The organism is Variovorax sp. 679 (assembly GCF_003952185.1).
Classification (GTDB): Bacteria; Pseudomonadota; Gammaproteobacteria; order Burkholderiales; family Burkholderiaceae_C; genus Variovorax.
Genome location: NZ_RXFS01000002.1, coordinates 469823 through 483590, shown reverse-complemented (window position 1 = coordinate 483590; position 13768 = coordinate 469823). Strand labels below are relative to the sequence as shown.

Below are 13768 nucleotides of genomic sequence, written 5' to 3'. Positions count from 1 at the left end.
CCGGTTTGTTTCACTGGAGCAAAGACATGGATCTGGGTATTGCAGGCAAGACCGCGCTGGTGTGCGGCGCGAGCAAGGGGTTGGGCTACGGTTGCGCCGAAGCGCTGGTGCGAGAGGGCGTCAACGTGGTGATCGTGGCGCGCGGCGCCGAGGCGCTGGAAGCCGCCGCGAAGAAGCTGGCCGAGGCAGCTGGTGCCTCGGGGCCCTTCGTCAAGCACGTGGCCGCAGACATCACCACCGAGGCTGGTCGCGCCGCCGTGTTCGCGCTGGGCCATGACTTCGACATCGTCGTCACCAACGCAGGCGGCCCGCCGCCCGGCGACTTCCGCAACTGGGACCGCGAGGCGTGGATCAAGGCGGTCGATGCCAACATGCTCACTCCCATCGAGCTCATCAAGGCCACGGTGGATGGCATGGCCAAGCGCGGCTTCGGCCGCATCGTGAACATCACCTCGAGCTCGGTGAAGTCGCCCATCGACATCCTCGGCCTGTCGAACGGCGCGCGCAGCGGCCTGACGGGCTTCGTTGCCGGCGTGGCACGCACGGCCGTCGCGGCGCAGGGCGTGACCATCAACAACCTGCTGCCGGGTTCGTTCGACACCGATCGCCTGAAGGGCACGATGGCCGGCGCGGCGCAGAAGTCGGGCCAGGACTTCGAGGCCGTGTGGGAAGCCCGCAAGAAGAACATTCCTGCAAAGCGCTTCGGCACGCCGGCCGAGTTCGGCGCCATCTGCGCCTTTCTGTGCAGCGTGCAGGCCGGCTACATGACCGGCCAGAACGTGCTGGCCGACGGCGGCGCGTACCCGGGCACCTACTGAGCGGAATTCACGAGAGCGACGGGAGGCGCATCGTGAGCAACAGGGAGTCTTTCAAAAGAATGACGCTGGTCTCGGTCACGGGACTGGCCGACGCACGCGGCGCGGCGATGGCGCTGCAGCACAGCCGGGCGCAGATGCCCGGCGCGCGCGCGTTGCTGTGCAGCCCGAACGCGCCCGACGATCTCGCGCCCGGCATCGAGCACCGGCCGATCGCACCGCTGAACTACCACGAGTACAGCTGGTTCATGATGTTCGCGCTCTGGCGCGTGGTGCAGACCGAGTTCGCGCTGGTCGTGCAGGAAGACGGCTGGGTCGTCAACTCGGCCAACTGGAGCGATGAGTTCCTGAACTGCGACTACATCGGCGCGCCGATCCATCTCGCGAGGATCGACGCGCCGCAGGGCACCTACTGGCGCAACAGCTTCGAGTGGGCGCAGGAGCTGGCGAAGCCTGACCACGTCGTCACGCCGATCCAGAACGGCGGCTTCAGCCTGCGCAGCCGGCGCTTCATGCGTGCGCTGGTCGATCATCCGCACATCCGCGTGGAGATTCCGCCGCCCGACGCGGTGGCAGGCGAGCCGTTGCGCATGCACTGGCAGCACAACGCGCTGCTCGAGGACGTGCAGCTCAGCGGCGTGCTGCGCCCCGCGCTGGAGGCCGTCGGCATGCGCTTCGCGCCGCTGGAGCTGGCGCGCAGCTTCGCCATCGAGCATGCGGGGCCGCAGCTGCATCACGGCTACAACGCGATGCTGCTGTTCGGGCATCACGCGAAGGTGCGGCAGCTCGCGAGCCTGTCGCCGCTCACGCTGCGCTCGTTGATCCCGCTCTCGCAGCTCGACAGCTGGTACGGCGAGCGCGACATCCTGCAGATGTTCGAGCGCAACGGCTACCGCATCGAGTTCGCGCCTGAGCCCGAGGCGCCTGTCGCATCCGCAACGCGCAGGGTGTACGACTGCATCACCTACAACGGCGAGGCCGACATCCTCGCGGTGCGGCTGCACGAGCTGTCGGATGTGGTCGACTGCTTCGTGATCGTCGAGGCCGACCGCACCTTCAGCGGCGAGCCGAAGGCGCTGCGCTTCGATGCCACCGACCCGCGCATCGCACCGTTCCTGCCGCGCATCCGCTACATCGCCGTGCACGACATGCCGGTGGTCGACGAAGCGGCCGACGCGGCGCCCGTGGTGGGCGACTGGCATTCCGACATGCCGAAGTCCGGCTTCTGGATCAGGGAGAAATTCCAGCGCAACCAGGTGATGCGCGGCCTGCACGACGCCGCGCCGCACGACCTGGTGATGATCTCGGACGCCGACGAGATTCCGCGCGCCGACGTGGTCCGCGCGATGCGCGACGACCGCCGGCACGATGCCTTCGGCCTGTGCCTGGCCTTCTATTACTTCTATGCCAACTACCGCAACGTCGAGGGGCCGGAAGCATCCTCGGTGTGGACGGTGGCCGCCACGCGCGCGCGGCTCGACAGCCTCACGCCCGACCAGCTGCGCATGCGCGTGCGCAGCGGCGCGCAGCCGGCGGCAATCCTCGCCGATGCCGGCTGGCACTTCTCGTACCTTGCGATGGACGAGGATGCGGTGCGCGCCAAGATCAAGGGCTTTGCGCACCAGGAGTACAACTCCGGGGCATTCCTCGATGCCATCGACATCCCCGCGCTGCTGGCCTCCGGGCGCGATCTCTACGGTCGTCCGGGCTATGTCTGGCGCCTGGTGGACAAGGGCGAGGCGCCGCGCTGGATGCGCGACCAGCCCGGGCTGACGAGGCTCTTCGCCTGAGGGTGGTGATCAGCGCCGCGAGGCCACCACGATCCCGCCGACGATCAGCAGGAACGCCGCGCCGTGGTACCAGTGCGGCGGCTCCCGCAGGAAGGCCGCCGAAAGCACTGCCGCGAACAGCGGCGTGAGGTTCATGAAGATGCTCGCCGCTTGCGGCCCCGCGCGCTGCACGCCGGTGCCCCAGCAGCGGTAAGCCACCACGGCGGGGCCGATGCCGATGAACAGCATCGCCGCGATGAGCGGCCAGCCGAGCTCGATGTGCGCCGGTGTCAACGTCCATTCGCCGGCAGCCAACGCGCCCGACCACGCGACGCCGAACACCAGCTGCGCCATCAGGAACGCGGCCCAGTCCTGCCGCACCGCCCGAGGCTCGTGCGTGCGCGCCAGCAGCCAGCTGTAGAAAGCCCAGGCGATGGTGCCCGCGATCATGTAGAGATCGCCCGGCACCAGCCGAAGCCCCAGCAGCTGCTGCCATTCGCCGCGGCTGAGCACCAGCAGCACGCCCATCATCGACAGCAGCGCGCCGCCGATCTCGCGGGCGCTGATGCGCGCGCCGAAGAACAGGGTGCCCACCGCGAGCATCCACAGAGGCAGGCTTGATCCGACCAGCGTCACGTTGATGGGCGTGGAGGTCTGCAGCGCCAGGTACTGGAAGGCGTTGTACAGGCCGATGCCCAGCAGCCCGAGCATGGCGTAGCGCTTCCAGTGCGCCCACAACGGGCTGTCGCGGCGCAGCACCTGCGCGGCCAGCGGCAGCAGGAGCACGAAGGCAATCACCCAGCGAACGAAGTTCAGCGTGAGCGGCGACACCAGCTCGCGCACCAGCCTGCCGACCACGGCATTGCTGGCCCACAGCAGCGGAGGAACGACGAGGAGGAGAACGGTGAGGGGAGCGAGGCGCTGCGGCTGTGTCTGCATGGCCGCCGACTCTACCGGGCAATGCCGGCTGTCGCCGACGCAGGAGTCCCATACGTGGCAGGATGCCGGTCCCTCTTCTTTTCCTGAGCGTGGAGACTGCAACGATGTTGAGCAAAGCCGTCCGTATCGACCGCCATGGCGGCCCCGAAGAACTGAAGATCGTCGAGGTGGAAGTCGGCGAGCCCGGCCCCGGCGAGATCCGCATCCGCCACAAGGCCGTGGGCCTGAACTTCATCGACACCTACCAGCGCAGCGGGCTCTACCCGTTCGCGATGCCGCTGCAGCTGGGCATGGAGGCCTCGGGCATCGTCGAGGCAGTGGGCGAGGGCGTCACCCACCTGAAGGCAGGCGACCGCGCCGCCTACGCAAGCCCGCCGCCCGGTGCGTATTGCGAGCTGCGCGTGATGCCGGCCAAGTGCGTGTGCAAGCTGCCCGACGACATCTCCTTCGAGACCGGCGCGGCCATGATGCTCAAGGGCTTGACCACGCAATACCTGCTGAAGAAGACGTTGCCCGCCGAAGGCCTGCAGGCCGGCGACTTCATCCTGTTCCATGCAGCGGCCGGCGGCGTCGGGCTGATCGCCTGCCAGTGGGCCAAGGCGCTGGGCCTGCAGCTGATCGGCACCGCCGGCAGCGACGCCAAGTGCAAGCTCGCACTGGAATACGGCGCGGCGCACGCCATCAACTACAGCACCGAGAACTTCGCGGCCCGCGTGAAGGAGATCACCGGCGGCAAGGGCGTGAAGGTGGTGTACGACTCGGTGGGCAAGGACACCTTCGAGGGCTCCATCGACTGCCTGCGCCCCTTCGGCCTGCTTGCCATCTTCGGCAACGGCTCGGGCCCCGTGCCGCCGGTCAACCTCGGCCTGCTGGCGTCGAAGGGCTCGCTCTACATCACGCGGCCCACGCTCTTCACCCACATGGCCACGCGCGAAAGCACGCAGGCGATGGCCGACGACCTGTTCGCGGTGGTGCGAAGCGGCGCGGTGAAGATTCCGATCGAGCAGCGCTACCCGCTGGCCGAGGTGCAGCAGGCGCACCGCGACCTGGAAGCGCGCAAGACCACGGGCTGCACGATCCTGACGCTCTGAGCCTTTGGTTGTACGGGCGCCAGTCTTGTCCTACTGGCGCAGGGGTGTCATGCCTTCGACTTGTGCAACGCGCACTTTGTAGCCTGTGGATTCAGCACAGAGGCAAGCCATTCCATGACCACCGTTCGCACCTTCATCGTCGAGGACAACCCCACCATCCGCAGGAACCTGGCGGGCACGCTGCGGGAGGTGGCGCGGGTCGATCCGGTCGGCGAGGCCGAGTCGGAAGAGGAGGGCTCGCGCTGGCTGACCCGCAACCTCTCGCAATGGGACCTGGCCATCGTCGACCTGTTCCTGAAGGACGGCACCGGCTTTCGCGTGCTCGAGGCCTGCCGCGACCGCAGCCCCTCGCAGAAGATCGTGGTGCTCAGCAACTACGCCACGCCCGAGATGAGGCGCAAGTGCGTGCATCTCGGCGCCGACGCCGTGTTCGACAAGGCCACCGAGATCGACGACCTGATCGACTACTGCCTCAGCCGCCGTCAGGCGCAGTTCAGTTCGCCCGCGGCACACTGAAGCGCTGAGGTGGGGCATTTTCCGGCCGCCCGGCAGCGATGCCGGACTTCGCCGAAAATCCACCCTCGAATGGCGCGAGGAGCACGCGCCGGGCTCCGCAAAGTGGCGACGAGATTCATGCGCGGAAATCACACATTCCCCTGCTGAATCGGCCTGCGCGCCTGCAACGCGCGTGGCGTCCCTGGTTGCAACATGTCCCGCCCCCGCTTTCTTCCCGACAACTTCACCCTCGCGCTTCTCTCGGTCGTGACCTTCGCAAGCCTGTTGCCGGCCAGCGGCAAGGTTGGACGTTACTTCGAGCTCCTGACGACCGTCGCCATCGGCCTGCTGTTCTTCCTGCATGGGGCCAAGCTGTCGCGCGAGGCGATCGTGAACGGGCTCATGCACTGGCGGCTGCACCTGCTCGTGTTCGGCAGCACCTTCGTGCTGTTCCCGGTGCTCGGACTGGCGCTCAAGCCCATCCTCCTGCCGCTGGTGACGCCCCAGCTCTACACCGGCGTGCTGTACCTGTGCGTGCTGCCGGCCACGGTTCAGTCGGCCATAGCCTTCACGGCGATGGCTCGGGGCAACATGCCGGCGGCCATCTGCAGCGCTTCGGCATCCACCCTGCTGGGCGTGTTCATCACGCCGGTGCTGGTCAACCTGGTGGTCCTGCCCGACGGCGGCCATGCGACCTCGTCGCTGGACTCCATCGGCCGCATCCTGCTGCAGCTGATGGTGCCCTTCGCGGCGGGGCACCTGCTGCGGCCGCTGATCGGAAAGTGGATCCAGCGCCGCGCCGCGGTGCTGAAGTTCGTCGACCAGGGATCGATCCTGCTGGTGGTCTACACCGCGTTCAGCGCGGCCGTGATCGAGGGGCTGTGGCGACAGGTGCCGGCGCATGCGCTGGTCGGCCTGCTGGTGGTGTGCGCGGTGGTGCTGGGGCTGGCGCTGAGCCTCACGACCTTGCTGGCGCGCAAGCTGGGCTTCGACACCGAGGACGAGATCACCATCGTGTTCTGCGGCTCCAAGAAGAGCCTCGCCAGCGGCATCCCGATGGCGAAGGTGCTCTTCGCTTCGCACGCGGTGGGCGCGATCGTGCTGCCGTTGATGCTGTTCCACCAGATGCAGCTGATGGTGTGTGCCGTGCTGGCGCAGCGTTATGCGCGGCGGGGGCGCGAAGAGGCGTCAGTGCTGAAGACGGCCGAGTAGCAGCCGCCGGGCTGTCCGCTCAGCCCTCGATCTTCCCCAGCCGCGACTCCCTCAGCCGGCTCGGCGCCAGCGCCCCGGCCGACTCCAGGATCGGGTACGCGATCGAGCAGATGTGCGAGTTGATGCGCTTCAGGTCGCTGATCAGGTCGATGTGCAGTGAGCTGGTCTCGATGCTCAGCGTGGTGCGGTCGGACAGCCGGTCGAGGTGGGTGGTCGCGTAGGCCCGCTCCAGGTCGCGGAAGCGCGCCTTTTCCTCGAGCAGCTTCTGCGCGTCGCGCACGTTGCCGTTCAGGAACACGCTCATGCTCAGCCGCAGGTTGGCCACCAGCCGTTCGTGCAGCTCGACGATCTCGGCCATGCCGGCTTCCGAGAAGTTGCGCTGCGGTTTGATCTTCTTGTCTTCGACGTCGATGATCACGCGCTCGATGATGTCGCCGATCTGCTCCATGTTGATCGTGAAGCTGATGATGTCGGTCCAGCGGCGGCTTTCCTCCTCGCCCAGCGCCTCGCGCGAGATGCGCGTCATGTAGTACTTGATGGCCGAATAGAGCTGGTCGACGGTGTCGTCGAGCTGCCTGAGTTCCTGCGCCAGCCGCAGGTCGTTGTGGCGGATCACGTCGAGCGTGCCGATCAGCATGGTCTCGACGATGTCGGCCTGGTGCAGCGCCTCGCGCGCGGCGTTGGAAATGGCGAGCGACGGCGTCGACAGCGCCGAGGGGTCGAGGTGATGCGGGCGCGTGGTGCCGGCCGGCTGCTGCGGCTGCGGCAGCATGCGCGTCACCAGCTTGGCCACCCACTGCGTGAGGCCGATGAAGCCCACACTGATCACGACGTTGAACGCCAGGTGGAAGAGCACCACGCCGTGGGTCTGGTTCGGCAGCTGGGGCTGCACGTAGCGGATCCACAGGCCGATGAAGGGGGCGACGATGGCCACGCCCAGCGCCTTGAAGAGCAGGTTGCCCACGGTCACCTGCCGCACCGACACCGCCGACTTGGCCGTGGTCAGCACCGCCAGCAGCCCGCTGCCCAGGTTGGCGCCGAGCACGAGGCCGAGCGCCACGTCCAGCGGCACCACGTTCGAAGTGGCCATGGCCGCGACCAGCAGCACCACCGCAAGGCTCGAATACGCCACGATGGCCAGCACCGAGCCGATGGTGATCTCGAGCAATACGTCGCTGTTGATCGACGCGAGCAGCGCGCGGATGGCTGGTGAGGAGAACAGCGGCTCGGTGGCTTCCACTACCAGCTGCAGCGCCAGCAGCATCAGCCCGAGCCCGATCAGCACCCGACCGACGCGCCCCGCCACGGTGGCCGAGCGCGTGATGAAGAGCACGACGCCCACGAAGATGAACATCGGCGAGAGCCACGAGAGGTCGGCCGAGAACAGCACCGAGATCAGCGCCGTGCCCACGTCGGCGCCCCGCATCACCGCCAGCGCCGCCGGCAGCGTGACCAGGCCTTGCCCGACGAAGGACGAGGTCATGAGCGAAGTGGCGGTGCTCGATTGCACCAGCGCTGTCACGCCGATGCCCGAGAGGGCGGCCGTGAAGCGGTTGCGCATGCTCTGGACGAGGATCTTGCGCAGGTTGGCGCCGAACACGCGCAGCACGCCGGTGCGGACCAGGTGCGTGCCCCATACCAGCAGGGCCACGGCAGCCAGCAGATTCAGGAGATGCTTCATGGAGGTCGGGTTCTATCCTTTTCGTTCTTTTTCGTTTTCGACCCCATTTTCCACAAGTGAGCGCCCAGGGCTAGTCGATGAGCGCTCCGTTGTCGTGGAACGGGTAGGGACCTTCGAAGCTGCCCGATGCGGCGAGGTGGGTGACCAGCCTGCATCCGCGCGCGGACCAGGCGTGCACCCGGAACGAGGGCGGCTCCAGCGTCCAGGCCGAATCGGCATCGGGGGCCAGGTCGAGGCAGACCTGATGGGCCTGCGCTGGCGAGGTCGAGGCGATGGTGCCGCCGAAGCGCACGTCGATCGCCCGGTGCAGGTGGCCGCAGATGATGCGCTCGACGTTCGGATAGCGCGAAACCAGCGCTTCGAGCGCGTCGGCGCCCTCCAGCAGGCCGATCTCGTCCATGTGGCCGATCAGCGTCTCGAAAGGCGGGTGGTGCATGGCGATGACGACGGGCTCGTCGCGGCAGGCGTCGAGCTGCGCCTCTAGCCAGCCCAGGCGTTTTTCGCACAGCGAGCCGTGGCTGGCGCCGGGCACGCAGGTGTCGAGCGTGAGCAGGCGCAGGTCACCGACTCGCACCGAATACTGGACGAAGCCGTCGCTGTTCGTGCCGAGGTGGGCGTGGCCGGGGAAGCTGCGGCGCAGTTGTTCGCGGTCGTCGTGGTTGCCGGGCATCAGGTAGACCGGCATGGTCAGCGGGGCCAGCAGCCGTGCGAGGTGTTCGTACTCGGCGGCGCGGCCGAAGTCGGTCAGGTCGCCGGTGACGACCACGGCGTCGGGCTGCTGGCGCAGCGCGAGCACCGACTGCACGGCGCGCTCGAGGTACGGGGCCGTGTCGATGCGGCCATAGGCCAGCCGGCCCGGCTCGCGGATGTGCAGGTCGGTCAGCTGGACCAGGAAGGTGTTGCGGTGTGTGTTTGTCGTCATGCGCTGGTTTCCTGCGACGTCATCAGCCGGTCGGGGTGGATGCGCAGGCCCACCGCGTCGCCCGGCCCGAAGGGATTGTCGCGCCCCACATCGGCCACCAGCATGGGCTGGTCTTGTGCGCGCAGGTGCAGTTGCACGCGGTCGCCGAGGAAGGTGCGGCGCTCGACCACGGCGGCGGCCCAGTCCAGCTGCGGCGCGCCGACCTCGATGTCTTCGGGCCGCACGAGCAGCGTCGCATGGCCCTGCCAGGCTTGCGGGCAGGGCATGGTCGCCCCACCGAGTCGGACAACGCCCTGCGCGATGGCATCCTGTCCGCGCTCCAGCCGGTTGACCCGGCCCAGGAACTCGGCGACGAAGGGATGCGAGGGCGCGCGGTAGAGGTCTTCGCCGCGGCCCACCTGCACGATGCGGCCGGCGCGCATCACCGCGAGCCGGTCGGCGATGGCCAGTGCCTCCTGCTGGTCATGCGTGACGTGGATGGCCGTGATGTGCAGGCGGCGCAGCAGTTCGGCCAGCTCGTCGCGCAGCGATTCCTTCAGCTTGGCGTCGAGCGCCGCCAGCGGTTCGTCTAGCAGCAGCACGCGCGGGCGCACGGCCACGGCGCGCGCGAGGGCCACGCGCTGGCGCTGGCCGCCTGAAAGTTCGGCGGGGCGCTTGTTCTCCAGGCCGCCGAGGCGCACCAGGTCGACCAGCTCGCCGACGCTGCGCTTTTCCTCGTCGGGCGATACGCCGCGGATGCGCAGGCCGTAGCCGATGTTGGCCGCCACGGTCATCTGCGGAAAGAGCGCGTAGCTCTGGAACACCATGCCTACGCCACGGTGCTCCACGGGGCGCTGCGTGACGTCCTGGTCGCCGAAGACGATGCGGCTGCCCGCGTCGGGCGATTCGAGCCCGGCGATCAGCCGCAGCAGCGTGGTCTTGCCGCAGCCCGAGGGGCCCAGCAGCGCCAGCACCTCGCCGGCCTCCACGCGCAGGTTGGTGGGCTGCAGGCCGCGCGTGCCGTCTGCGTAGGTCTTCGCGCAGTTCGCGATGTCGACGGGGATGCGTTCAAGTTCCATGGCGTTTCTGCATCAGGTTGGCAAGGTACTGCAGGCCCCACAGCACCGGAAGGATGACGGCGAAGAAGACCAGCGTGTAGGCCGATCCGATCTCGATGCGCATCGAGGCGTAGCTGTCGGCCAGGCCCACGGGCAGCGTGCGCGTGAGCGGCGTGTGCAGCATCCAGGTGAGGTTGAACTCGCCCACCGAGAGCGTGAACACCATCAGGCTGCCGGCCACGATGGCCGGGAACACGGCGGGCACCAGGATGCCCATGAAGCGCTGGCGGAAGTTCGCGCCCAGCGAGCGCGCGGCCTCCTCGAGCGCCAGCAATTCGTCGCGCTGGAAGGCCGAACTCACGGTGCGCACCATGAAGGGCAGCGTGAAGACGATGTGGCCCACGAGGATGAAGGCGAAGCTCTGGCGGAAGGCGGTGAGCTGGCCGTAGGCGAGGATCAGCGCGAGCGCCGTTGCGAGGCCCGGCACGGCGACCGGCAGCGTCAGCAGTTCCTCGAAGACGCGTGCGGCGCGCGAGCGGCTGCGCGCCAGCGCATAGGCGCAGGGCACGCCCAGCAGCACGGTGCCGACGACGCAGGCCACGGCCAGCGCGAGCGACCAGCCGACGGTGCCGCCGTAGTTCTCCCACACCTCGCCGAGCCAGCGCAGCGTGAGGCCGCTCTTCAGGCCGGTGCTGTAGTTGTTGACGAGGCCCGCCATCACCGACAGCAGCATCGGCGCGATCATGAAGAGGCTCACGATGATCGTGACGGCGAGCAGGAAGGGGGCCTTGGCCTGTGTGTTCTTTTGCATGGTCCGAACCTCAGCGCGTGACAGGGTTCGCGCCGAAGCGCCGCGCCACGAAGAGCACCAGCCAGGTCACGATGCCCAGCGAGATCGACAGCGACGCGGCGAGCGCGAAGTTGGCGTAGTTGGTGAACTCGTTGTAGATGGTGATCGGGATCACCTCGAACTTGCTGGCCAGCGTGAAGGCCGTGCCGAAGGCGCCCATCGAGGTGGCGAACAGGATCGCGCCGCAGGCCAGCGTGGTGGGGGCAAGCTCGGGCAGCCATACGTCGCGGGCCACGCGCAGCCGCGAGGCGCCGAGCGAACGCGCGGCTTCCTCGAGCTGCACGTTCATCGACTCTGCCGCCGCCGCGTAGGTGGCAATGGCGCGCGGCAGCGAGAAGTACAGGTACGCCAGGAACAGCCCGAGCAGGCCGTAGGCGAAGGTGATGCGTTCGCCGAACAGGCTGTCGCCGATGTCGGCCACCACGCCCTGTCGTCCGCCGAGCAGGATCACGAAGAAGCCGATGATCACGCCCGGAAACGACAGCGGCAGCGTGAGCAGCGACAGCAGCACGCGCTTGCCGATGAAGGCATGGCGCGCGAGGTAGATGCCCACCGCCGCGCCCAGCACCAGCGTGGCCAGCGTCACGGCCACCGAGAGCGCGACCGTGTTGGCCATGCTCGTGAGGTAGCGCGCATCGGTCAGCACAGCGAAGTAGGTGGCCCAGCCCTTGTCGGCCGGCAGCGTGAGCAGACGCACCACCGGCAGCAGCCAGAAGGCCGCGAAGAAGGCGGCCGCGGGCGCGACGCAGGCCAGCAGGCGCCAGCGCGGGTTCCAGGCGTTCGGCACGTTGGAAGAGGCGTTGGATGGAGTGGCTTGCGTCATCGCGCGCGGCATCCGCTCAGCGGACTTCCTTCAGGTACTCGTCGGAGAAAGCCTTCTGCGCGGCGGCCATGCGGCCGTAGTCCACGCTCTTGGCGCGGGCGTATTCGCTCGCGGGCAGGAACTGCGCCTCGATGTCCTTGGGCATCGCGCTGGCGCGCACCGGGCGCAGGTAGGCCTTGGCCCAGATCGCCTGGCCTTCGTCGGACAGCGTGAAGTCGAGCACCTTCTTCGCGTCGGCCGCGTGCGGGGCCTTGGCGACCAGGCTCATCACGTAGGGCACGGCCAGCGTGCCTTCGCTCGGGATCACGAAGGCGACGTTGGCCTTGTCCTTGTACTTCGCGCGGTAGGCGTTGAAGTCGTAGTCGAGCAGGATCGCGATTTCGCCGGAGAGCACGCGTGCGTACGAAGTCTGCTTCGGCACGATGGGCTCGTTCTTCTGCAGGGCCTTGAAGTAGTCGATGGCCGGCTTGAAGTTGTCGAGCGTGCCGCCGCGCGCTTCGTTCACCGCGACTGCGCCGACGTATCCGACGAAGGCCGAGGCGGGGTCGAGGTAGCCGATCAGGCCCTTGTACTCGGGCTTGAGCAGGTCGGCCCACGACTTCGGAACGGGCTTGCCCTTGAGCGCGTCGACGTTGACCATGAAGCCGAGCGTGCCCGAGTGGATGGTGAACCAGTTGCCGGCCGGGTCCTTCAGGCCGTCGGGAATGTCTTTCCAGGCGGCGGGCTTGTAGGGTTCGATCACGCCGTCCTTCGCGGCCTGCACGGCGAAGGTCACGCCGAGGTAGGTGACGTCGGCCACGGGGCTGGCCTTTTCGGCGACCAGCTGCGCGAGCGACTGGCCCGAGTTCTTGTTGTCGGCCGGCACGGTGATGCCGGTCTTGGCCTTGATGGCCTTCAGCTGGGTGCCCCAGTCGGCCCATTCGGTCGGGCAGTTGTAGCAGATGGCGGTCTGCGCCATGGCGCTGCCGGCGACGAGCGTGGCGGCGAGCAGGCCGAGGCGGGCCATGCGGTGGAAGCGGAGGGACATGATGAGGAAGCTCCTTGGATGGAAGTGGGCAAAGAACGGAAAGAAAGCTCAGGGGCGGGAAATCGCGGCGTTGTTGTCGTCGTTGTTCTTGTCTTCGTGCACCGAAGCGCACGACTCGCCGTCTCGGAAGGAATGGGGAAGCAGCAGGCTCGCGTCGGCCTGCAGCGTGGCGCCGCTGGCCATGGCCTGGATCAGCAGTTCGACGCTGTGGCGGCCGATGTCGCTGTTGGGCTGGGAGATGGTGGTGAGCGCGGGCGTGAGGTCTTCGCCGAGCGCGATGCCGTCGAAGCCGACGACGCTGAGATCTCCGGGCACCGACAGGCCGCTGAGATGCGCGGCGCGGATGCTGCGGATGGCGAGCAGGTCGTTGGAGCAGATCAGCGCGGTGGGGCGGCTGCGCGCCTGCAGTTGCTTCGAGAGCGCATCGACGGCCGTCTCGACGAAGGGCACCTCGATGAGCGCGGGCGCGGGCAGCCCGGCCTCGGCCATGCCCTTGCGGTAGCCGCGGTAGCGTTGCTGCGCGCGGTCGGACGCCGCGAGCGTGCCGCTGACCATCGCGATGCGGCGGTGGCCCAGCAGCACGAGGCGCGTGACCGCATCAGCCACCGCGCTTTCGCTGTCGACCGACACGCAGGGGTGGTCGGGGTGGCGGTTGTAGGCCAGCACATAGGGAATGCCGGTGGTCTGGAGACGAGGCAGGGCGGCCGAAGTCGAGGGGTTCGACACCACGAGGATCAGCCCGTCGACATTGCCGGCCAGCAGCAGGTGGACGGCGCGCTCTTCTTCGTCGATGCGGTAGCCCGTGGTGACGGGAATGATCGCGTAGCCGCCTGCGATGGCCGCGCGCGCGATGCCTTGAAGGCATTCGGCGAAGGTCGGATTCAGCAGCGTGGGCAGCACCACCCCGAGCACGCGGCTGCGCTGGGTGCGCAGGGTGCGCGCGCTGGCGTTGGGCATGTAGTTGAGCTCGCGCGCCACGCGCTCCACCAGCTCGCGCGTGGCGGGCGTCACCTTGCCCGGAAAGTTGAAGGCGCGCGAGACGGTGGCCACGGAAACCCCGGCTTTGGCTGCTACGGCTTGGATGCTCATCGTGCGGTGTTCATGTAA

The 13768-nt window shown here is 68.1% G+C and carries 13 protein-coding genes; 5 read left to right on the top strand and 8 right to left on the bottom strand.

All coding sequences use genetic code 11. The annotated features are described in order from the left end of the window. The first annotated feature begins 26 nt into the window (after positions 1–26). Positions 27–818 carry an SDR family oxidoreductase gene (locus EJO71_RS06235; RefSeq protein WP_125947635.1) on the top strand — a complete coding sequence of 264 codons (792 nt, stop codon included), beginning with the start codon at positions 27–29 and terminating at the stop codon, positions 816–818. A 59-nt stretch (positions 819–877) separates the two neighbouring features. Beyond that, entirely contained in the window at positions 878–2605 is a 1728-nt protein-coding gene (locus EJO71_RS06230) for a DUF5672 family protein (RefSeq protein WP_126053796.1), read from the top strand. A gap of 9 nt (positions 2606–2614) precedes the next feature. Here the strand turns inward: EJO71_RS06230 and EJO71_RS06225 are convergent, their stop codons facing one another. Then, positions 2615–3523, bottom strand: coding sequence for a DMT family transporter (locus tag EJO71_RS06225; RefSeq protein ID WP_125947636.1), 909 nt, complete (start codon positions 3521–3523; stop codon positions 2615–2617). Positions 3524–3627: 104 nt separating this feature from the next. Here EJO71_RS06225 and EJO71_RS06220 point away from each other — a divergent pair, with 104 nt between their 5' ends. The 3 genes from EJO71_RS06220 to EJO71_RS06210 all read left to right on the top strand — a co-directional run bounded on the left by EJO71_RS06220 (position 3628) and on the right by EJO71_RS06210 (position 6321). Beyond that, positions 3628–4614, top strand: coding sequence for a quinone oxidoreductase (locus tag EJO71_RS06220; protein WP_125947637.1), 987 nt, complete (start codon positions 3628–3630; stop codon positions 4612–4614). 114 nt (positions 4615–4728) lie between these two features. Next, positions 4729–5130, top strand: a complete 402-nt coding sequence (locus EJO71_RS06215; RefSeq protein WP_125947638.1) for a response regulator — start codon at positions 4729–4731, stop codon at positions 5128–5130. Positions 5131–5322: 192 nt separating this feature from the next. Beyond that, a complete protein-coding gene (locus EJO71_RS06210; protein WP_125947639.1) occupies positions 5323–6321 on the top strand; it encodes a bile acid:sodium symporter family protein in 999 nt (332 codons plus the stop codon). Positions 6322–6340: 19 nt separating this feature from the next. Here the strand turns inward: EJO71_RS06210 and EJO71_RS06205 are convergent, their stop codons facing one another. From EJO71_RS06205 to EJO71_RS06175, 7 genes are all read right to left on the bottom strand, one after another. Next, positions 6341–8002 carry a Na/Pi cotransporter family protein gene (locus tag EJO71_RS06205; RefSeq protein WP_125947640.1) on the bottom strand — a complete coding sequence of 554 codons (1662 nt, stop codon included), beginning with the start codon at positions 8000–8002 and terminating at the stop codon, positions 6341–6343. A 70-nt stretch (positions 8003–8072) separates the two neighbouring features. Further along, complete coding sequence (locus EJO71_RS06200) at positions 8073–8924, bottom strand: phosphodiesterase (RefSeq protein ID WP_125947641.1); 852 nt, start codon at positions 8922–8924, stop codon at positions 8073–8075. After that, a complete protein-coding gene (locus tag EJO71_RS06195) occupies positions 8921–9982 on the bottom strand; it encodes an ABC transporter ATP-binding protein (protein ID WP_125947642.1) in 1062 nt (353 codons plus the stop codon). The genes EJO71_RS06200 and EJO71_RS06195 overlap by 4 nt, the downstream gene beginning before the upstream one ends. Further along, positions 9972–10772: an ABC transporter permease subunit gene (locus EJO71_RS06190; protein WP_125947643.1), complete on the bottom strand. Its 801-nt coding sequence runs from the start codon at positions 10770–10772 to the stop codon at positions 9972–9974. Before EJO71_RS06190 ends, EJO71_RS06195 begins: the two co-directional genes overlap by 11 nt. A 10-nt stretch (positions 10773–10782) precedes the next feature. Further along, positions 10783–11634 carry an ABC transporter permease gene (locus tag EJO71_RS06185; RefSeq protein ID WP_125947644.1) on the bottom strand — a complete coding sequence of 284 codons (852 nt, stop codon included), beginning with the start codon at positions 11632–11634 and terminating at the stop codon, positions 10783–10785. A 16-nt stretch (positions 11635–11650) separates the two neighbouring features. After that, positions 11651–12661 carry an ABC transporter substrate-binding protein gene (locus EJO71_RS06180; protein WP_125947645.1) on the bottom strand — a complete coding sequence of 337 codons (1011 nt, stop codon included), beginning with the start codon at positions 12659–12661 and terminating at the stop codon, positions 11651–11653. Positions 12662–12709: 48 nt separating this feature from the next. Continuing rightward, positions 12710–13750: a LacI family DNA-binding transcriptional regulator gene (locus EJO71_RS06175; RefSeq protein WP_125947646.1), complete on the bottom strand. Its 1041-nt coding sequence runs from the start codon at positions 13748–13750 to the stop codon at positions 12710–12712. Positions 13751–13768 lie beyond the last annotated feature (18 nt).

Coding starts and splice junctions, on each gene's coding strand:
- EJO71_RS06235 (WP_125947635.1), top strand. CDS start 27: ATGGATCTGGGTATTGCAGGCAAGACCGCGCTGGTGTGCGGCGCGAGC.
- EJO71_RS06230 (WP_126053796.1), top strand. CDS start 878: ATGACGCTGGTCTCGGTCACGGGACTGGCCGACGCACGCGGCGCGGCG.
- EJO71_RS06225 (WP_125947636.1), bottom strand. CDS start 3,523: ATGCAGACACAGCCGCAGCGCCTCGCTCCCCTCACCGTTCTCCTCCTC.
- EJO71_RS06220 (WP_125947637.1), top strand. CDS start 3,628: ATGTTGAGCAAAGCCGTCCGTATCGACCGCCATGGCGGCCCCGAAGAA.
- EJO71_RS06215 (WP_125947638.1), top strand. CDS start 4,729: ATGACCACCGTTCGCACCTTCATCGTCGAGGACAACCCCACCATCCGC.
- EJO71_RS06210 (WP_125947639.1), top strand. CDS start 5,323: ATGTCCCGCCCCCGCTTTCTTCCCGACAACTTCACCCTCGCGCTTCTC.
- EJO71_RS06205 (WP_125947640.1), bottom strand. CDS start 8,002: ATGAAGCATCTCCTGAATCTGCTGGCTGCCGTGGCCCTGCTGGTATGG.
- EJO71_RS06200 (WP_125947641.1), bottom strand. CDS start 8,924: ATGACGACAAACACACACCGCAACACCTTCCTGGTCCAGCTGACCGAC.
- EJO71_RS06195 (WP_125947642.1), bottom strand. CDS start 9,982: ATGGAACTTGAACGCATCCCCGTCGACATCGCGAACTGCGCGAAGACC.
- EJO71_RS06190 (WP_125947643.1), bottom strand. CDS start 10,772: ATGCAAAAGAACACACAGGCCAAGGCCCCCTTCCTGCTCGCCGTCACG.
- EJO71_RS06185 (WP_125947644.1), bottom strand. CDS start 11,634: ATGACGCAAGCCACTCCATCCAACGCCTCTTCCAACGTGCCGAACGCC.
- EJO71_RS06180 (WP_125947645.1), bottom strand. CDS start 12,661: ATGTCCCTCCGCTTCCACCGCATGGCCCGCCTCGGCCTGCTCGCCGCC.
- EJO71_RS06175 (WP_125947646.1), bottom strand. CDS start 13,750: ATGAGCATCCAAGCCGTAGCAGCCAAAGCCGGGGTTTCCGTGGCCACC.